This is a genomic window from Candidatus Allofournierella excrementavium (genome assembly GCF_048526665.1).
Taxonomy (GTDB): Bacteria; Bacillota; Clostridia; order Oscillospirales; family Ruminococcaceae; genus Allofournierella_A; species Allofournierella_A excrementavium.
In genome coordinates this window covers 42,920-61,029 of record NZ_DBGFPE010000017.1, presented here as the reverse complement: position 1 = coordinate 61,029, position 18,110 = coordinate 42,920, and the positions used below count along the sequence as shown (strand labels likewise).

At 64.5% G+C, this 18,110-nt stretch carries 15 protein-coding genes; all 15 read right to left on the bottom strand.

What is annotated here, in order from left to right; translation table 11 throughout:
- Nucleotides 1-10 precede the first annotated feature (10 nt).
- The 15 genes from ACMI1Q_RS05590 to ACMI1Q_RS05520 all read right to left on the bottom strand — a co-directional run bounded on the left by ACMI1Q_RS05590 (nucleotide 11) and on the right by ACMI1Q_RS05520 (nucleotide 18,100).
- Nucleotides 11-2,314 carry a DUF2142 domain-containing protein gene (locus ACMI1Q_RS05590; RefSeq protein WP_419503079.1) on the bottom strand — a complete coding sequence of 768 codons (2,304 nt, stop codon included), beginning with the start codon at nucleotides 2,312-2,314 and terminating at the stop codon, nucleotides 11-13.
- Between the two features lie 35 nt (nucleotides 2,315-2,349).
- A complete protein-coding gene (locus tag ACMI1Q_RS05585; RefSeq protein WP_177522325.1) occupies nucleotides 2,350-2,862 on the bottom strand; it encodes a KdsC family phosphatase in 513 nt (170 codons plus the stop codon).
- Between the two features lie 4 nt (nucleotides 2,863-2,866).
- A complete protein-coding gene (locus ACMI1Q_RS05580) occupies nucleotides 2,867-4,420 on the bottom strand; it encodes an aldolase catalytic domain-containing protein (RefSeq protein WP_419503078.1) in 1,554 nt (517 codons plus the stop codon).
- Nucleotides 4,421-4,517: 97 nt separating this feature from the next.
- Nucleotides 4,518-5,252, bottom strand: a complete 735-nt coding sequence (locus tag ACMI1Q_RS05575) for a 3-deoxy-manno-octulosonate cytidylyltransferase (protein ID WP_419503077.1) — start codon at nucleotides 5,250-5,252, stop codon at nucleotides 4,518-4,520.
- A 75-nt stretch (nucleotides 5,253-5,327) separates the two neighbouring features.
- A complete protein-coding gene (locus ACMI1Q_RS05570; RefSeq protein WP_419503076.1) occupies nucleotides 5,328-6,332 on the bottom strand; it encodes a glycosyltransferase family 52 in 1,005 nt (334 codons plus the stop codon).
- A complete protein-coding gene (locus ACMI1Q_RS05565) occupies nucleotides 6,329-7,630 on the bottom strand; it encodes a polysaccharide ABC transporter ATP-binding protein (RefSeq protein ID WP_419503075.1) in 1,302 nt (433 codons plus the stop codon). The genes ACMI1Q_RS05570 and ACMI1Q_RS05565 overlap by 4 nt, the downstream gene beginning before the upstream one ends.
- Nucleotides 7,631-7,647: 17 nt before the next feature.
- On the bottom strand, nucleotides 7,648-8,517 hold the full coding sequence (locus ACMI1Q_RS05560) for an ABC transporter permease (RefSeq protein WP_419503074.1): 870 nt from the start codon (nucleotides 8,515-8,517) through the stop codon (nucleotides 7,648-7,650).
- Between the two features lie 37 nt (nucleotides 8,518-8,554).
- Nucleotides 8,555-9,628, bottom strand: coding sequence for a glycosyltransferase family 2 protein (locus ACMI1Q_RS05555; RefSeq protein ID WP_419503073.1), 1,074 nt, complete (start codon nucleotides 9,626-9,628; stop codon nucleotides 8,555-8,557).
- A 97-nt stretch (nucleotides 9,629-9,725) separates the two neighbouring features.
- Nucleotides 9,726-10,784, bottom strand: a complete 1,059-nt coding sequence (locus tag ACMI1Q_RS05550; RefSeq protein ID WP_419503072.1) for a glycosyltransferase family 2 protein — start codon at nucleotides 10,782-10,784, stop codon at nucleotides 9,726-9,728.
- A 38-nt stretch (nucleotides 10,785-10,822) separates the two neighbouring features.
- Nucleotides 10,823-11,866, bottom strand: a complete 1,044-nt coding sequence (locus ACMI1Q_RS05545; RefSeq protein ID WP_394979996.1) for a glycosyltransferase family 2 protein — start codon at nucleotides 11,864-11,866, stop codon at nucleotides 10,823-10,825.
- Nucleotides 11,867-11,890: 24 nt separating this feature from the next.
- Nucleotides 11,891-14,095 carry a glycosyltransferase gene (locus tag ACMI1Q_RS05540; RefSeq protein WP_419503071.1) on the bottom strand — a complete coding sequence of 735 codons (2,205 nt, stop codon included), beginning with the start codon at nucleotides 14,093-14,095 and terminating at the stop codon, nucleotides 11,891-11,893.
- A complete protein-coding gene (locus ACMI1Q_RS05535) occupies nucleotides 14,092-15,105 on the bottom strand; it encodes a glycosyltransferase family 2 protein (RefSeq protein ID WP_419503070.1) in 1,014 nt (337 codons plus the stop codon). The genes ACMI1Q_RS05540 and ACMI1Q_RS05535 overlap by 4 nt, the downstream gene beginning before the upstream one ends.
- A 21-nt stretch (nucleotides 15,106-15,126) precedes the next feature.
- Entirely contained in the window at nucleotides 15,127-16,122 is a 996-nt protein-coding gene (locus tag ACMI1Q_RS05530; RefSeq protein WP_419503069.1) for a glycosyltransferase family 2 protein, read from the bottom strand.
- 26 nt (nucleotides 16,123-16,148) lie between these two features.
- A complete protein-coding gene (locus ACMI1Q_RS05525) occupies nucleotides 16,149-17,150 on the bottom strand; it encodes a glycosyltransferase family 2 protein (protein WP_419503068.1) in 1,002 nt (333 codons plus the stop codon).
- On the bottom strand, nucleotides 17,147-18,100 hold the full coding sequence (locus tag ACMI1Q_RS05520; protein WP_419503067.1) for a glycosyltransferase family 2 protein: 954 nt from the start codon (nucleotides 18,098-18,100) through the stop codon (nucleotides 17,147-17,149). The genes ACMI1Q_RS05525 and ACMI1Q_RS05520 overlap by 4 nt, the downstream gene beginning before the upstream one ends.
- Nucleotides 18,101-18,110: the final 10 nt, after the last annotated feature.

Below are 18,110 nucleotides of genomic sequence, written 5' to 3'. Positions count from 1 at the left end.
CGAATCCATATTATCGGGCCACCACGGCCAGGAAAACGTTCAGCAGCACGCCGATGTCCACCAGCGCCGCCGCCAGCACGATGCCGCGCCGGCAGTCGCCGGCAAGGCACAGCGCCTTGGGCCGCACCAGCAAAAGCAGCGGCAGCACAGGCAGGAAATAGCGCCCCTGGAACCCGTAGATGGTCTCGTAGTAGGTGGGGGTCCAGGAGATGCAGCCCAGCACCGCCAGGCCGCAGCAGCAAAGGGCGATGAACAGCGTGCCCCAGCGGGCGGCCGGGGGCATCGCCCCGCCCTCCTCCGGGCACAGCCAGGCCAGCGCCAGCAGGCCGTAGAGCAGGATGATCCAGCCCCAGGCCAGGTCCAGGGGCTTGTCCAGCCCGAAGTAGCCCAGGGTGCCGCCCACAAGGGTGCTCAGGTAATGGTCGCCCTCCTCTATCACCGAGCGGATGCACAGCTCGGCGGTCTCCAGCGGATGGGAGAGGATGTAGGGCAGGGTGAAGCAGGTCAGGTCCTCCTGGGTGGAGAAGCTGTTGGCGGCCGCAGGCCCGGCGGCGCCGCCCGCCGCTTCGGGGGCGGTTTCCGAGGCCGGTTGGGCGGCGGAACTGCTGGCAGAGGGCTCCGCTGCCGCGCCTTCCTCCGCCGGGTCAGCCGCCTGCGAAGCGCTTTCGGCCCCGCCGGAAGTCTGCGGGGCGCTCTGGGCCGCTTCGCCGGAGGAGGCCTGCGCCGCGTTCTGCACGTCGCTTTCAGGGGCCGCAGGCTCCTGTGCCGCCTGTTCCTGGGCCATCAGGCTGGCCGCGCCTGCAGCGGCGGTGCCGCTGGTCTGGGTGAAGCCCACGAGGGCCCCCGCCGCGCCGCTGTTCAAAAGGAACGCCACGGCGCACAGGGCCAGAAAGCCGCCCTTGATCCAGCGGGCAAAGCGGCCCAGCCGCACTGCGGGGATGAGCAGGATGAGCCCGGCCAGCGGCAGATACACCACCTTGCTGGGCACGATGAGCACCGCCAGCACCACCGGCAGCACCAGCTGTTTCCAGCCGATGTGCTCCCGGGGGCCGAAGGCCAGGTCCAGCAGCAGGGCGGAGAAGAAGAAGCAAAGGGCCAGAAGGTTGGAATCCCGGCTGTAAGAGGCCGCCAGATGCAGCGTCATGGGCAGCAGGGCGGCCACGGCAAAGGCGGGCTTTGCCACCGGGGTGCGCTTGACCGCCCAGGCGGCCAGGAACGCGAAGAACAACAGGTTCGCCAGCCGCCCCAGATAGAGGGTGGCGGCAAAGCCCAGGTGCAGCCAGTAGCCGATCAGCACGCCGAAGCCGCTGATCCAGTAGAGGGTGTAGCTGCTGTCCACCTGATACTCGTCAAAGGTGTGGGTGGCGAAGGTGGGGTCGGTGTTGGGCCGCCCGATGACCTTGGCGATGTGCTGCCAGGTGAAGACGGTGGTCTCATCCACCTGGATGAGGGCGTCCTGGTCCGACGGGCGGCGGATGGTGTCCCGAATGTGGCTTTTGGCCACGGGGAGATGGGGGTCATAGAGGGTGCTGGCCAGAGTGAAGCTCTGGTTGATGTGGTATTTTTCGTCCGGCGCGGCGTAGGGGGGCAGCAGAACGTTGAAGGCAAAGCCCAGCACCAGCACCGCGCAGAACACCATGCGGTGCAGCGGCACCGTGCGGCGGCAGTAAAGCCAGTAGAGCAGCCCCGCCGCGGCGATGCAGCCCAGCGCAAAGACCCAGTAGAACTTGGTCAGAAAGCCGCCCACCCGGGCCTGGGTGCCCAGCATGGCCACGGTGCCGTCCACTTCCTCGCCGTCCACCGTCAGCGAAACGCCCGCGGGCATGCCGCCCTCTTCATAGCCCACGCACAGCCGGCCCTCGCCGGTGTAGTGGGGGATGAGGGTCAGGGTGTACTCCACCGCCTCGCCGGGGTTCTCCACAAAGCGGTCCAGCCCCAGGGTGGTGTAGTAAGCGTCCCAGCCGTTGTAGATGTAGCGCATGTCGCCGGTGGAGCGGGCCAGCTCCTCGCCGGTGGCGCTGTCGGTGAGGATGAGCTCCAGCTCCCCTTCGGGAGGCGTTTCCGTGTCCTCGGCGGCCAGCACAAGGCTCAGCGCCAGCAGGTCCCGGTCGCAGGAAAAGCGCTGCTCCATCTTCTCTTCGATGGTGGCGAAGCTGTGGAACTGGTCGTTGATGGCCCAGCTGCTGCTCTTGTCGCCCTGGCCCCGGATGTGGGTCAGCCAGACGGCGGCGAACACCGCGAAAAGGAAAAAGCAGAGCAGAGCGCCGGTGAGCGCCCGCCTGTGTGTTTTGAAAAATGTCAGCACATTCTGCATCCCGTTGCCTCCCGGCAGTTTTGTGGGCGGCGCGGTCAGACCCGCGCGCCGTACACCTGCTCCACCAGCGCCTCAAAGCGGCCCTGGCGGCGCAGAAGAAAGACCACGGCGTCCCGCACCGCGCCTTCGCCCCCCTTGCGGGGGCTGACAAAATCCGCCCGGCGGCGCACAAGCTCATCCGCGTCGGCGGGGCAGGCCACAAAGCCCGCCAGGTCCATGGCGGCCAGGTCGTTCCAGTCGTCGCCCACATAGGCCACCTGGTCCTTGGCAAAGCCCTGTTCCTTCAAAAAGCCGGCCAGATACGCCGCCTTGTCCTTGCAGTTCTGCACGCAGAAGTCCAGGTGCAGCTCCTCCGCCCGGCGGCGCACCGGCACGCTCTCCCGCCCGGTGAGGATCATCACCTGGATGCCCGCCGCCCGGGCCAGGGAAAGGCCTGCGCCGTCCCGCACGGAGAACTTTTTGGTCTCGTTCCCGGTGGAGTCCAGATACAGCCCGCCGTCGGTGAGGGTGCCGTCCACGTCCAGCACCAGCAGTCGAATGTCGTTCATCGGCTCACCCTTTCTGGTAGTGGCTGGGGGTGACGAAGGTCACCGCCAAGCCGCAGCCGCCGATGGCCGCGGTCATGGCTCGGTTGTAGTCGGCGCCGCGGGGGGTGTGGTTCTTCATGCGGGGGTCGCAGTAGTTCTCGGTGCCCGGCTCATAGCCGTCCGCGCCCGCCAGCGCCACTTCCTTCACGCCCAGCTGCTCCAAAAGGCGCAGCAGCATGATGAGGCTGTTGGCCCCCATGGTGAAGGCGCCCGCAAGGCTGTTGTAGTCCAGGCGGAAGTCGGTCTTGCCCTCCAGGTTGGAGGTGCACAGCACCGGGCAGGGCAGGGAGGTGAACTTGTCGAACCGCTTGCCGCTGGAGAAGAAGGCGTAGTCCGCCTTGAGGTCCTCCGGCACGAAGTTCGCGGCGATGACCACCGGGGCCTCCCGGGCGATGAAGGCCTCCACCTCGGCGCGGTGGGTGGCCAGGGTGCCGCCGGGAGCAAGGCACAGCACCTTGCGGCCCGCCAGAAGCCCCGCCAGCCGGGCGCGGTCCGCCGTGTCGTCGATGCGGTTGTCCTTGTAGGAGGCGTACAATTCGTCGGCGTAGGCCGCGTCGAAGGCGGTCTTTTTTTCCGGGGCGATGCGGCTGAGCAGATGGTTGATGTCCCGGTTGGAAAGGTCGCCCTTGCCCAGAAAATGCTCGGCGTAGTTGCGGTGCAGGTTGTACTTGGCCGACAGAAAATAGGCCGGAGAGTAGCCCCAGGGGCTCTTTTCCTTGATGGGCAGGATGTGCTCCTGAATGGCGTCCAGCATGCGGTCGATGTCGTAGTTCTTGCCGCAGTTGCGGTTCATGTAGTCGGCGATGAGCTCGATGCACAGGTTGCCGGGGGTGCGGCCCATGCCCAGAAGGCTGGCGTCCACCGTGACGTCCCGGCCCACCAGATGCATGTCCAGGAAACGCTGGGCCAGGCTGAAGCTCTGGGCGAGATTCTCGTGCAGGTGCAGGCCCAGGGCGATATCCTTGGCCAGGTTGTTGTCCACCAGGCGCACGATGCGCTCCAGGTCCTGCATCTGCATGCTGCCGAAGGTGTCCACGATGGAGAAGGCGAAGGGATGCAGCTTGTTCACCTGTTCGCACAGCCACAGGACGCCCGCGTCGGAGTAGCCCATGATGTTGATGGGGTTGCAGCTGATCTTGTAGCCCTTGTCCTGGGCCTTGCGGCAGAAGGCGAGGCCCTGTTCGATGTCATAGTCGTGGAAGGTGACCCGGATCATGTCGATGCCGGTGCCGTCCCAGGGCTCCAGCTTGTCGATGTCGTAGAAGTTGTGCAGCGCCATGCCGGAGAACATGGTGTTCTTGCGGTCGGCGGGCAGCACCTTTTTCAGTTCGGCCACGGTGTTCCAGCGGCTCTGGTCCATGTCCGGCTCCAGATTGCGCAGAAAGCCCACCTCCACGATGTCGGTGCCGGCGTTCACAAGGCTCGACACGATGTCGCGGATGTTCTCAAAGCCGAATTTCCAGTCATTCACATAGCCCCCGTCCCGCAGGGTGCAGTCGAGCAAACGGATGGTAGACATAATGATAGTTCCCTTTCTGCCCCGGATGGGGCGACGGGGCGCGCCGCAAAGCGCCAAAGTCAAATTTGCGCCCGGCCCGCAAAAGCCGGGGGCGGGGTCAGCGGCTCTGCCGCTGGCGAAGCACGTCGCACACGATGCCCACGTCTTTCGGCGTGTCCACCGACACGGTCTTGTAGGGCGAGAGCACCGCGTGCACGGTGTGGCCGTTCTCGATGAAGCGCATCAGGTCGTTTTCTTCGGCCTGTTCCAGGGCGCTCTTCGGGGTGGCGGCGTAAAAATCCAGCGCCTTTTTGCTGAACAGCTGGATGCCGGTGATCTTTTCGTATTCAAAATCCGCCGTTCCCTTGGGGTAGGGGATGGGGCTGCGGCTGATGAGCAAAATTTCCCGCCGGGCGTTGCACACCACCTTCTGGTTGGAGAAGTCGATCACGTCCGCCGGGTGCTCCATGCGGTTGGTCACCCCCGCCACATAGTATGGGTCGTCGGGCAGCTCTTTGGGCAGGATGAGCGCAAAGGCCTTCGGGTCGATGAGGGGCTCGTCTCCCATGATCTGGAGGTAGAGGTCCGCCTGGATGAGGCAGCTCACCTCCTGGATGCGGGAGGTGGGGGTGTCGTGATCGGCGCGGGTCATCACCGCGTTCATGCCGTACTCTTTGCACACCGCCAGGATGCGCTCGTCATCGGTGGCCACCACCAGATCGTCCAGCAGGGGGCTTTGCTTCGCCGCCTGGTACACCCACCACACCATGGGCTTGCCCAGGATGTCCGCCAGGGGCTTGCCCGGCAGACGGCTGGAAGCGTAGCGGGCGGGAATGACGCCGAGAATTCTCATGGAAAAACCTCTTTTCCGCCCCGGTATCAAAACGAACCGAAGGCCTTCGTTCTTTCATAAAGCGGGCAAAAAACTTCACGCGCGGGCTTCGGCCAGCGCCTCGTCCAGCGTGAGAGAGACCTTTTCATCGGCGGCCTCAAAGGCCTTCAAGACGGTGGATTCCACCGTCACCGCCTTCGCAAAGCGGAAGGGCAGGGCGAAATTGAGCACCTCGCTGGGCATGGTCCTGTCCAGCACCACCGCGCCGGGGAAGAGGGCGGCATAGTCCGAAGCGTCCCGGGGGTGGGCCTTGATGAACAGCGGCCCGCCGGAACAGTGCTTTGCCGCCACCGCTTTGTACATCCGCCGCTGGGTCTCTTCGTCCATCAGCCCTTCGCTGACGAAATCCCGGGTCAAAAACAGCACCGCCCCGGCAGTGTCCGCCGGCAGCGGCGTGGTGATGAACACAGAGCTCAAAAGGGCCTTCTGCTCTTTGGTGAGGGCGGAAAAGGCTGCCTTTTGGCGGCGCTGCAAAAGGCGCTCTCTGGCAAAGGGCACGGTGGCCTTTTCGATGCTTTCGGTCTCGATGGCCTTCACCTTTTTCCAGTCGCCCCAGTAGAGGTAGCCATAGCCAAAAGCTTGCCGCAGAGCAAAATGAGGCAGCGCCCGCTGCCGCTGGATGAGCTGGTGACCGCCGTCCGCGCAGGTGCTGGCAAAGGTGTCCTCGCAGAGAATGTAGCGAATGCCCTTGTCCTGGAGATAGCGCCCCAGCACGCTCCAGTCGTTGTGGATGTAAATGTCCCGGTATTGCGTGCCGTCCAGGGAAAAGCCGTAGTATTTCTCCACGTTGCGCCGGCCGATGACGCGCTGGAGCAAAAGGGTGCGCCAAAAGCCTTTTTGAAAGGCGTTGCCGCATTTCTCTTCGTCGAACACCCGCACCCCGGCGAAGAGGCCGGTGGCGCGAAGGCGTTTGGCCAGGGCTTCGGCCCCCGGCAGCGCGGCGCTCAGCACCAGCGCGGGCGGGCAGGGGGCGTCGAAGGCGCGGCAGGCTTCCACCAGCACCTGATAGGCCGTGTGGCAGATGTACAGGTCTGGCTTCATTGGGCCGTTTCCTCCGTTTCCAGCACCTTTACCGGCGGGAAGTGGATGTGGCCCCAGCCGGCGGCCCACTCGGGCAGGGTGCGGTCGGTATTGGTGATCTCAAAGGCGAATTCCTGGTTGGGCTTGTCCAGGCAGATGGCCCCCGCCAGCTCCCGCTCGAACACGTCCAGATAGAAGAAGTACTGGCCTTCGCTCAAAATGGAGGTGTCGAAGGTGAAGGTGGTGGCATAGACCCGGCCCGGTTCGGCGGCCCCCAGGGTGACGGGGTGGCTGATGCCCACGGGGCTGGAATCCCGGTAGTGGATGTTCAGCTTCATGTTCACCGCGTCGAACTTCTGGCCCGCCCGCCAGCGGATGCGCACGGTCAGCGGCTCGCCGGCGGCGAACACGCTGCTCTCCTTGCCCACAAAATCAAGGCTCAAAACCCGCAGGCGCTTGCCCGCGCTGGAGGTCATGCGGCCCAGGTCCTCCAGTTCATAGTGGACCACGTTCACGTCGGTGGTCTCCATGTAGACGGCGATGGCGTCTTCCACGTTGCCGTCAAAGATGACCCGGCCCTTGTCCAGCACCACACAGCGGGTGCACAGCTGGCGGATGGTGCTCATGTTGTGGCTGACGTAGAGCACCGTGCGGCCCTCCTGGCCGGCCACGTCGCTCATCTTGCCCAGGCACTTCTGCTGGAACTTCATGTCGCCCACCGCCAGCACCTCGTCCATCACCATGATCTCCGAGTCCAGATGGGCGGCCACCGCGAAGGCCAGCTTCACGAACATGCCGCTGGAATAGCGCTTCACCGGGGTGTCGATGAACTCGCCGCACTCGGAGAATTCGATGATCTGGTCCAGCTTCGCGTCCACCTCGGCTTTGGTCATGCCCAGGATGGAGCCGTTCATATAGATGTTCTCCCGGCCGGTCATCTCGCCGTTGAAGCCGGTGCCCACCTCCAGCATGCTGGCCACCCGGCCTTTAATTTTCATCTCGCCCGCGGAGGGGGCGGTGATGCGGCTGAGCAGCTTCAAAAGGGTGGATTTGCCCGCACCGTTGCGGCCGATGATGCCCAGGGCCTCGCCCTTGTACACCGTCAGATCCACGCCGTTCAGCGCCATGAAGGTCTGGCCGAACAGACGGGTGTCGGTGCCGATGGGCAGGTTGGGGTCTTCTTTGCCCCGCACCCGTGCCCACCAGCTCTGCAGGTCGGCGGTGAGGGTGCCGCCGCCGATCTGGCCCAGGCGGTACTGTTTTTTCAGCCCGGTGATCTCGATCACCGGCTCGCGGGGGTTTTGTGTCTGCATCGTCATTTTCCTTCCCTCCCGCGTCACACCGTGTCCATAAAAGTCTTTTCCACCCGGCTGAACAGCACCACGCCGGCGGCCAGGGTCACCAGGGCCACCACGGCGCTGTACAAAAGCCAGGCGGGGCTGATCTCGCCGCAGCCCAGAAGGGCGTAGCGGAACACCTGCACCGGCTCGGTCATGGGGTTCAGGCGCATCAGCACCAGCAGCCGGGGGCTGCCCGCGGCGATCTCGCTCATGGAATAGACCACCGGCGTGGCGTACATCCACAGCTGTACGCCGAAGCTCACCACGATGGCCAGATCCCGGTATTTGGTGGTCAGGCTGGACACGATGATGCCCACGCCCAGGCCCATCACCATCACCATCAGCAGCACCGCCGGCAGCGCCAGCACCCACAGGTTCATCTGCACGGCGCCGTAGGCCTGCCCGAAGAAGTAGAACCACACCCAGAAGACGAGGAACATCACCATCTGGATGATGAGGTTGATGAGGGAGATGACCACCTGGGAGATGGGCATGGTCAGCCGGGGGAAGTACACCTTGCCGAACAGCCCCGCGTTGGTCACGAAGGTGTTGGCCGTGCCGGTGATGCAGGAGGCGAAGAAGGACCAGATGGCGTTGCCCGCCATGTAGAACAAGAAGCTGGGCACGCCCGACTCGGCCAGACCCGCAATGCCACCGAACACCACCGTGAAGATAACGGTGGTGAGCAGGGGGTTGATGAGGATCCAGGCGGGGCCCAGGATGGTCTGTTTATAAAGGGTGGCAAAGCTGCGCTTGACGAACATGACCACCAGGTCCCGATACTGCCACAGCTCTTTCAGGTCGATGTCGAACCAGCCGGTGCGGGGCTTGATGATGGTGGTCCACTGCTGTTGATTCTGCTCCAAAGGGAAACCTCCTTAAGATGAAGCTGATGCTTGCAATTTATAAGATCACAGGGCTCTTTTTGCCTGTGCGCAGAGAGTGCAGGTGATAGCCTGCCCAGTAAACGCGATGATACCAGCGGGAACCGCTGAGCCGCCAGCGGCCCAGCAGAGCGCTGAGCCGGACCCAGCCGCGGCGCATGGGCAGCCAAAAGGGGGTGTAGGCGTTGATGCCGGCGGCCTGCGCCAGCAGATTTTGCACAGTGGGACAGGTCAGATGCCGGCGGGCCAGGGCGTAACCGTCCGGCTGCGCCAGGTCCACCGAGAGCCCGCCTGCGATGGTGCGCAGCAGGTGGATGAAGAAGGGCGCTTGTTCGGGAGTTTGCAGGGGAAAATCCTCCGAGAACCAGCCAAGCAGACGGCCGGTCAGCCAGACTTCATCCTCGCAGTAGCAGGGCTTGTAGAGATAGGTGATGCTGGCTTCATTGCCGGTCTCGTAGTAGTACAGCGGGGCGCGGCAGAATGCGACCCCCTCGCTGCCCGGCGCCGCGAACCAGTGCCGGATGTACTCCATGCAGAAGGTGAGGTCCTCGCCGTAGCGAAGGTCCGTTTGAAACGCAAGGTTCGCCGTGCGGATAAGCTCCAGCCGGAACAGCTTGTTCCACACATAATAGAGAAATCCGTCCAGAAAGAGCCGCCCCATCTGCTCCCGCCCGTAAAATTCCGGTGTGACGGGGGCGGCGGAGGGCGCAAGACCCGCCTTATCGTCGGTGTATGCCCACAGGACCAGCCGGTGAGGCTGCTCTTTTTGAAGCTGCAACACCGTTTGCAGAAAATACGGCGGCCAGAGGTCGTCGCTGTCCAAAAACAGGACGAACTCGCCCTTTGCCAGGCGCAGGCCTGTGTTGCGGGCGGCGCCCGGCCCCCCGTTTTCCTGCTGGAAGAGCAAGAACCGGGGGTCCTTTGCCGCGAATTCCCGGCAGATGCTGGCGCTCTGATCGGGGCTTCCGTCGTCGATCAGAAGGCATTCCCAGTCGGTGAAGCTCTGCGCGGCCACGCTGCGAAGGCAGCGGGAGAGAAAACGTTCCGCCCGATAAACGGGGATTATGATGCTTACCGCGGGCAGATGGATCATCTCCTTTGCATGGGCAAAACCGAGCGAGGCAAAAACAAGTGTACTCTATAATATACCATAAAGCGCCAAGCAAGAAAACCCTTTGCGGCGTTTGCTCTCATTTCAAAAGCGGCTTCCAGCGCAGATATGCCGTGTGCATGCACAGCCAGTGGAACTTCCAGTAGAACCACCGGCGGGGGGTGAGGCGGTTTTGGTCCAGAGCCACCGCGAGGCCGGTCCAGTGGAACCGCAGGGGAACATAGCGGCACTCGAACAGGCGGTTCTCCTCAAAAAAGGCCATCAGCCGCGCATATTCCGGGCTTTGATAGAAAAGAGCCGCGCAGTCACGCCGCTGGTCCCGGGGCGTGCAGAAAAGACCGTACAGGACCGTGTTCAGATATTCCATCACGGGCAGCCGCAGCTGTTCGGGGGGCGTGTGGTAGACGTGCAGGCAGTCCTGCAAAAAACGGTCGAACATCTGGTAATGGGCGGGCCGCAGCTGATTTTTGGTGCTCTTGCTCAGGCTGGATTCGTTGCCTGTCTCGTAGTAATACAGCGGTTGGGTGATATAGAGCAGCCGGCCGTCGGGCGCCTCCGCGGCAAAACAGCGCAGGTACTCGTTCATGAAAGGCCGGTCCTCATAGCACTGCAAAGAGGTGTCGAATCGAAGGCCCGCCCGCTCCACGAGTCCCCGGTCCAGCAGCTTGCCCCAGGGCGTGGGGAAGGGTGCCACCTCGCAGAAAAGCCCAATGTCCTGCACCGAAAACCGCTGCACGGCTTCCGGGTCCGGGGCTTTCAGCAGCGCGCCGGGTTCAAACGCCGCGGCGAAAAAAACCAGGTCATGGGGATTTTTCAGCTGTGTGTCCCGCACCTGCTCCAAAGCGCAGAGGGCAATGGCGTCATCGGAATCGACAAAAAAGAGCCAGGGGGCGCGGGCGGCATCCAGCCCGGCGTTGCGGGCGGCGGAGGCGCCGCCGTTCTTTTGGTGGATCACTCGGAACCGTCTGTCCTTTGCGGCCCACTCGTCGCAGATGGCAGGTGAGCCGTCGGTGGAACCATCGTCCACCAGGATGCACTCAAAGTCCGCAAAGGTCTGGCCGGCGATGCTGTCCAAACACCGGCGAAGGTATTTTTCGGCGTTGTACACCGGCACGATGATGCTTGCGAAAGGAACCATAAAACACTCCTTTGCATTGGCCCGGCGGGCGGCAGACATCATCTGCGCCAGTTCCCGCCAAGAAGATAATAGAGGAGCCAGTAGGCTCTCCAGTAAGAGCGGCGCTCCTCCTGTTCGGCCCGGATGACAAAGCGGGCAAGAGCGGGGCTGCGCCAGCGGAACGGCAGGTAATACGGACTGAAAGTCCGGCTCTCCTTCAGCCCGTCCAGCAGCTGGGCCACTTCGGGCCGGGCGAGGAGCGCGCGCCCTTTGGCGCCCTTCTCGAACAAAAGCCCATAGGCCAGCGTGTGAACGGCATGCTGATAAAATGCGGCCATGTCCTGGGGCGGGCAGTGATAAAGCGCTTTGCAGTCGCGGTCAAAACGCATGAACAGCGGCAGCTCCACCTCAAAATATTGCTCGTAATGCACGTCCTTTTTGGAAACGCTCATGTCGTTTTCGTCGCTCCAGTAGTAGAGGGGCGCGCGGAGGAAATGCACAGTGAATCCGGGCCGCAAGCGGGCAAGCCGTGCGAGATATTCATACACAAAGGGCAGGTCTTCGTGCCCGTTGCGGATGGACGTGTCAAAGCGAAGGGGAGAAGGCGATTCCAGCACCCCGCGCTCAAACAGCTTGTTCCAGACCGGCGGAAGCATGAAGGTGCAGTAAAGAGTGCCGAACTCCTGCTGCCGGAAAAGGGTCTCGCCCTGCGGCAGAGGCTGGCGGAATTCGGCGGGGTCTCTGGTGTAGGGCCACATGATGAGGTCTTCCGGCGCACTTTTGTGGTGCGACAGCGCCGTGGCGATCGTCTCGGGGTGGATGCGGTCGTCCTGGTCGCAGAAGAGCACGAATTTGCCCCGGGCCGCGTCAAGACCCGCGTTGCGGGCACTGCACACGCCGCCGTTTGGCTTGTGGATCGGCCGGAATCGCGGGTCGCGACGGGCTATCCCGTCGCAGACGGCTCCTGAGCCGTCTGATGAACCGTCATTCACCAAAATGCACTCGAAGTCGGCGCAGGTCTGCCCTGCGATGCTTTCGATGCAGGCGGGCAGAAATTTTTCGCAGTTATACACCGGCACGATGATGCTGACCAATGGTTCCATGGCGAAAAGCTCCTTTGTTCGTTCTCAGCGGCTCCAGCTTTTCAGCGCCGCCAGCAGGGTGTGGTAGTAGGCCACGGGCGAATAGCGCCCGGCGGCCTCGCGCCCGGCTTTTGCCATGGCGGCGGCGCGGGCGGGGTCGGCTTTCAGGGCCAGGATGGCCTCGGCGATGGTGTTTTCCAGCGGCGGCACGCCCGGCACGCCGCGCAGCTGCTGGTCCTCCCACACTTCGCTCTGGGGCAGGATGACGGCCCCACTGCCCTCGAGATACTCCGGCAGGCCGCCGGAGGCGGTGGCGATGACCGGGCAGCCGCAGGCCATGGCCTCGATGGCGGTGATGCCCGCCGGCTCCTGCCAGAGGGCGGGGAAGCAGGCGGCGTTGGCCATGCGGTAATAGGCAGGCAGTTCGGGGTTCGGCACAAAGCCGGCGAACTTCACCCACCCGCCCAGCGTTTCGGCCTGCTTTCGCAATCCGTCGGCGTAGTCCGAGCGGTCTTTGGCCCCGAAGAAGGGGCTGCCCACCACAAGCAGCTTCACCTGCTCATCGGGAATGTTCGCCATGGCGGCCAGCAGCTGATGAACGCCCTTTTCCGGGCTGGTGCGCCCGCAGAAGAGCACCACGAAGTCCTCTTTGTCAAAGCCCAGCTTCTCCCGCAGGGCCGCGGCCTCGCCCTCTTTCCCCTCGGGGCAGAAAAGGCTGATGTCGGCGCAGTTGGGCACAAGGGCGGCGCTTTCGGGCGCTTCGCCGCTGTCCGCGAGCCAGGCCCTCCGCACGAATTCGCTGATGCAGAGAGCGCGGCTGTAAATCTCGTCCAGGGCGGCGCTGCCCGGCGTTTCGCCGTGGAGGTGGGCAGCAAAGCGCCCGCGTCCCAGCGCGCGGCTGGCCTGCCGCCAGCCGGTAAGGTCGCCACCCTCACCCAGATACCAGTCGGCGTCCAGCCGCTTCAAAAAGTCAAGAGGCTCTGCGTACCAGCGGTTCCAGTGGATGGGCTTGCCCAAAAGGGCCGAAAGCCGCACCGCCAGCCGGTGGCCGAGGCCTTGCGCCGGGGGCGTTTGGTAGTAAAAGAGGGTGTCCGCAAAGCGGGCGGACTCGCCGGCGGCTTCTTCGTCCCACTGGCAGAGCACCGCCAGCTCCATCTCTTTGAACCGGGCGTTCTGGCGGGCCAGATGCTCCGCCAGGGTCTCCACCGCGCCGCCCTTCACGGCGGGCACCGGCAGGCCGGGCGGCAGCAGCAGCGCCACCCGGGGCTTGTCCGCTTTGGGGGGCAGGGGCAGCGCCCGTTTTGCCCACCGGCGGCAGCTTAATTTCTCCCGAGGGGAAAGGCCGGGGCAGTTTTTCAGAAGGGGCAGCAGGGTGGACATCTGGGCCTGGGCCTCCTGCCAGCGGGCGGCCAGGGGCCAAGTGAGGGCCGTCTTCTCGCACTGGGCGCAGAGGGCCAGATACCGCCGCCAGGCACCCGGCAGGGCCAGCGCCGCCAGGTCGGGGCGGCCCTGGGCGGCGAAAAAGCGGCAGCGGGCCGCCGCCGCGTCCACCCCGTCGAAGGCGGAGGGGCGCAGCCCGGTGCGGCAGATGCTGCCCTGGCGCAGGCGGTAGAAATAGAGCACGTCGGCAAGGCAGACCACCTTCTCCGCCTGCCAGAAGAGCAGATGGGCCACCGCGTCGTCCTCGTGGATGCGCCCGGCGGGGTAGCGTAAGTCTTGCCACAATTCGCGGCGGTAGAGCTTGTTCCAGGCCACGGTGTAGTAGGTGGAGGAGGGGCCGAAGAACTCCGCCAGCAGCTCTTTGCCGCCGAACGCCCCTGCGGCGGCGGGCAGGGTGAGCACCCGCTCGTCCAGCGGAGCCAGCGCCTCGTCCACGTCCTCCACGGCGCACAGGGCCATGTCCGCCCCGGTCTCTTCCAGGGCGGCGTGCAGCTTTTCCAGATAGTCCGCCGCCACCACGTCGTCGGAATCCACAAAGGCGATGGTCTCGCCCCGGGCAATGTCCAGCCCGGAGTTGCGGGCGGCGGAAAGGCCGCCGTTTTTCTGGTGGATGACCTTCACCCGGCTGTCTCTCGCGGCGTAGCTGTCGCACAGGGCACCGCAGCCGTCGGGGCTGCCGTCGTCCACAAAGATCAGTTCAAAATCGGTGAAGGTTTGGCCCAGCAGGCTCTCGGCGCAGGCGGGCAGGCAGTCCTCCACCTTGTACACCGGCACAATAACGCTGACGGCCGGACGTTTTTCTTCGCTCATGCGCCCGCCTCCTTCTCCTTGTGCAGGCTGCCCCGGGCCGCCGCCAGACGGTAGTAGCCCTCCGGGCTCAGCACGAACAGCACCGCCCGCAGTTTTTCCCCGGCGGGCACATAGGGACAGTGCAGAATAGCGGAAAGCAGCCCGTTCAGCTTTTTCTTATGCTTCGCAAAGCCCGCTTTCAACTCGGGAGAGAGGGGCCCGGCCTTGCGGGCGTGGACGTAAAAGAGATAGAACACCTGCCAGTAGCGGGCCACCGCACGGCGGTAGAGGTCCGCCCGGTCGGGTTTCTTGGCGAAGAAGTCCACCCAGCAGCCGTAAAGGCGCAGGTCGTCCAGCTTTTTCACCGAGAAGGCGGCGCTGGTCATGTTGCCGGTGCGCACCCGGTAGAGATACAGCGGCTTGTTGGTGGCAACGATGCGGTGCCCGTCGTAGATCTTGTCCATGATATTCGCGTCGTCGCCGAAGAACATGGTCTCGTCGTGGCGCACGCCCTCAAAGAGCCGCGCGTCGTAGAGTTTGTTCCAGGTGACCATGCAGTACATGCCGCCGTCCCGCAGAACGTCGTAGAACTGGTCCAGGGCATCGCCCTCGCCCAGAAGGTCCTCGGCCACGGTCACGCCCCGGCCCAGTCGGTTGCCCTCTTCGTCGATGCACTCCGCGCCGCAGGCCGCCAGGGGGCAGCCGCTCTCCTGCACCATGTTGTAAAGCGTTTCCAGAAAGTCCGGCTCCAGCAGGTCGTCGGAATCCACATAGCTGATGTAGCGGCCCGTCGCCGCGTCCAGCCCGGCGTTGGCAGCGCTGGCGGGGCCGCCGTTGGGCTTGTGCACCACCCGGATGCGCCCGTCGGTCTTGGCCAGTTCGTCGCAGAGTTCGCCGCAGCCGTTGGGGCTGCCGTCCTCCACCAGAATGAGCTCAAAGTCGGTGAAGGTCTGGGCCAGGATGCTCTTCACGGTGATGGGCAGATAGTCCTTCGCGTCGTAGACGCTGGTGATGATGCTGATGGTGGGCATAAATGCGCCTCCTGAAACGGGTTATTTTGCGCCCCGCAGCCGCAGGGGCAGGCAGGCGAGGGCGGGGCTTTTGCGGCGGGCGGCAAGACGGAGATACTTGCCGTAAAGGCCGGGGATGCTTTCCAGCCCTTTCAGCAGGGCGGGGTACCAGACGTCGCTTTCGAACAGGGCCGCCAGCGCCGCCTTCCGCTTTGCCAGGGGGTAGGACTTGGTGCGGTCCAACAGCAGGGTGTAAAAACTCAGCGCGTCGTGGGGGCGCTGGCTCTCGATGAGGGGCGCGGCCAGTTCCGGGTGGCCGGCGGCGGTGACGAAGGCCTCCATCTGGTCCAGCACCCGCTGGCTGGTGACCAGGTTGTCCAGCGTGGCGGCGTGGGTCAGGGTGGAAGGGTGCACCCAGTATTCGTAGAAGCTCTCCCCCAGATGCACCATCCGGCCGATGTGGGGCCAGAAAGCGAAGTTGAAGGCGATGTCCTCCCCGGTGCGCAGGGCGGTGTTGAAGGAAAGGCCCGCCTGCCGCACGGTGTCCAGCTTGTAGGCCTTGTTGCACAAAGAGAAGAACTGGTTTGCCTGATAGTAGCCCACGAAATGCTCCCAGAAGCCATCCAGGCCGCACTGGAAAGCGGGGTAGACCGCCGGGGTGGTCTTTTCCTCCTCCCGCCACTCAAAGCCGTAGCTGATGAGGTCGGGGGAGGAGGCGGCGGCCCGGGCGATGGCGGCGAAAGCGCCGGGTTTTAAGATGTCGTCCGCGTCCACAAAGGTGAGGTAGCGCCCGGTGGCGGCGGCAAGGCCGGCATTGCGGGCGGCGGCGGCCCCGCCGTTGGGGCGGCTGAGCAGCTTTACCCGGTCATCCTTGCGGGAAAATTCGCCGCAGAGGGCGGGGGAGGAATCGGTGGAGCCGTCGTCCACCAGAATCAGTTCAAAATAAGGATAGTTCTGGCTGAGGATGCTCTCCACCGCCGCCGAAAGGTATTTTTCGGCGTTGTAGACGGGCATCACGCAGCTGATGACAGCGGGCATGTAAAATAAGCCTCCTCAGAAAAGTTTCAGCTGCCGGCACGCAGAGAACGCACAAGGGCCAGCGCCCCGGCAAGGCGCAGCCGCACGCACGCCCCGTAGACAAGGCGGGCGGGGCCGGTGTAGCAGCCGGCCACCCAGGCGGCCACCGCGTCGCGGCAGTGGGCGGGGGCCAGCAGCCGGGCGAACAGGCGGCGGCATTCCCCAAAGGGCAGCGCCCCCCTGCGCCCCAGCAGCATGGCGCACTGGGCAGCGGCAACGCCCCCCTGGCGCTTCAAAAGCACCTGCCGGGTCTCCTCCTCCGACGCGCCGAAATGGGCCAGAAAGGCCTCCACCGCCGGGCGGGTGTATTCCTCCGCGTCCAGCAGGTCGGTGCGCAGCCGCCGGGAGAGGCTGCCCTCCGCCCGGTTGTCGCAGACGTAATAGGCCGCGGGGATAAAATAGGCCGGGCCGCAGTGTTCCAGCGCCGCAAGGCAGAAGAGCAGGTCCTCGTTGACTTTCAGCGCCTCGTCAAAGCGCACGCCGTCGAGAGCGGTGCGGCGGAAAATTTTGTTGTAGAGCGCTGCGAACAGGCCGGTGTCCACCAGATAGTAGGCAAAATTCCCGGCAAGGTCGGAAAGCGACTCCATCCGCCCGGCGGGCAGGGTCTCGTTCACCTCGCCCAAGAGGGTGTCCACCCCGAAAAAGCAGACGTCCGCGCCCTCTTCCAAAGGCGGCAGGGCCGCGTCGTACAGGCCGGGGTTCACCCAGTCGTCCGCGTCCACGAACTGCACGTACCGCCCCTTGGCGGCGGCAAGGCCCGCATTGCGGGCGGCGGACGCTCCGCCGTTTTTCTGGTGGATGACCCGCACGCGGCCATCCTGCGCCGCCAGCCGGTCGCACAGGGCGGGGGAGTCGTCGGCGGAGCCGTCGTCCACCAAGATCAGCTCGGCGGCTTCGGGGGCCTGGTCAAGGACGCTGGCCGCGCACTTTTCCAGCGTGGCGGCGGCGTTGTACACCGGCACGATGACGCTCAGCAGCAGTTCGCTCATGCGCGGGCCTCCTTTTTGCCAAAGAGTTTGGCCCACACAAGGCCGAAGCAGCGGCCAACGAAGTAAAAGGGCAGGGCAAGTTTTGCCCCGGCGGGCAGGCGGCCCATCTCTTTGAGGAAGGGGCCCAGGCCGCCGTATTTGATGCGGTCGATGAGGGGGAAGAAGGTGCCCGCCAAAAGGCACCGGGTGAAGGGGTAGCGGCTGCCGAAGTAGCTGCGGCTCGCCAGCACCACGTCCAGAAAGTCGGCGTATTTTTTCACGGCGCTGGCCCGGGTGTTGTAGTTCTTGTGCTCGGCGCCAGGCCCGCCCACCCGGTAGGCGCTCATGGCCTCGTCCATCACGAACACCCGCCCGCCGTCCAGATACAGCATGCACAACGCAAAATCCGCGATGCTGCGGTTGGCAGTGACGTAGGCCTCCCGGGCCGGGTCGGGCGTGCGGAAGATGTTGCGCACCATGCAGGCGGTGCAGGAGTAGGTGACCCCCCGCAGGAAAAGCGCCATGGTGGCGTCGGCGTTGAGGATGCGTTTGTCGTCGGGCAGGGTGCCGTAGGTGTTGCCCTCGTCGTCGGTGAGCAGCAGGGTGTGGCTCACTGCAAGATGATCGGGGTGGGCGCGCAGAAAATCCGCCTGCTTTTGCAGCTTCGACTCGTCCCGCCACCAGTCGTCCCCTTCCAAAGTGCAGACGAACTCGCCTTTTGCGGCGCAAAGCCCCTCGTACCAGTTGCGGCTGATGCCCACGTTTTTCTGGCGCAGGTTCAGCCGGATACGTTCGGGATACTTGGCGGCGTACTCCTGCAAGATGGCGCGGGTGCCGTCGGTGCCGCAGTCCTCGGTGATGTAAACTTCAAAGTCGAAATCCGTCTTTTGGGCCAGAACGCTGTCGATGGCCTTGCGGATGTAGTGCTCCTGGTTGTAGGTGGTGATGACGACCGTCACCAAAGGGGCCATGGGGTCCACT

Bases quoted from the DNA above. Each gene is read 5' to 3' on its own strand.
- ACMI1Q_RS05590 (WP_419503079.1), bottom strand. From the start codon at position 2,314: ATGCAGAATGTGCTGACATTTTTCAAAACACACAGGCGGGCGCTCACC.
- ACMI1Q_RS05585 (WP_177522325.1), bottom strand. From the start codon at position 2,862: ATGAACGACATTCGACTGCTGGTGCTGGACGTGGACGGCACCCTCACC.
- ACMI1Q_RS05580 (WP_419503078.1), bottom strand. From the start codon at position 4,420: ATGTCTACCATCCGTTTGCTCGACTGCACCCTGCGGGACGGGGGCTAT.
- ACMI1Q_RS05575 (WP_419503077.1), bottom strand. From the start codon at position 5,252: ATGAGAATTCTCGGCGTCATTCCCGCCCGCTACGCTTCCAGCCGTCTG.
- ACMI1Q_RS05570 (WP_419503076.1), bottom strand. From the start codon at position 6,332: ATGAAGCCAGACCTGTACATCTGCCACACGGCCTATCAGGTGCTGGTG.
- ACMI1Q_RS05565 (WP_419503075.1), bottom strand. From the start codon at position 7,630: ATGACGATGCAGACACAAAACCCCCGCGAGCCGGTGATCGAGATCACC.
- ACMI1Q_RS05555 (WP_419503073.1), bottom strand. From the start codon at position 9,628: ATGATCCATCTGCCCGCGGTAAGCATCATAATCCCCGTTTATCGGGCG.
- ACMI1Q_RS05550 (WP_419503072.1), bottom strand. From the start codon at position 10,784: ATGGTTCCTTTCGCAAGCATCATCGTGCCGGTGTACAACGCCGAAAAA.
- ACMI1Q_RS05545 (WP_394979996.1), bottom strand. From the start codon at position 11,866: ATGGAACCATTGGTCAGCATCATCGTGCCGGTGTATAACTGCGAAAAA.
- ACMI1Q_RS05540 (WP_419503071.1), bottom strand. From the start codon at position 14,095: ATGAGCGAAGAAAAACGTCCGGCCGTCAGCGTTATTGTGCCGGTGTAC.
- ACMI1Q_RS05535 (WP_419503070.1), bottom strand. From the start codon at position 15,105: ATGCCCACCATCAGCATCATCACCAGCGTCTACGACGCGAAGGACTAT.
- ACMI1Q_RS05530 (WP_419503069.1), bottom strand. From the start codon at position 16,122: ATGCCCGCTGTCATCAGCTGCGTGATGCCCGTCTACAACGCCGAAAAA.
- ACMI1Q_RS05525 (WP_419503068.1), bottom strand. From the start codon at position 17,150: ATGAGCGAACTGCTGCTGAGCGTCATCGTGCCGGTGTACAACGCCGCC.
- ACMI1Q_RS05520 (WP_419503067.1), bottom strand. From the start codon at position 18,100: ATGGCCCCTTTGGTGACGGTCGTCATCACCACCTACAACCAGGAGCAC.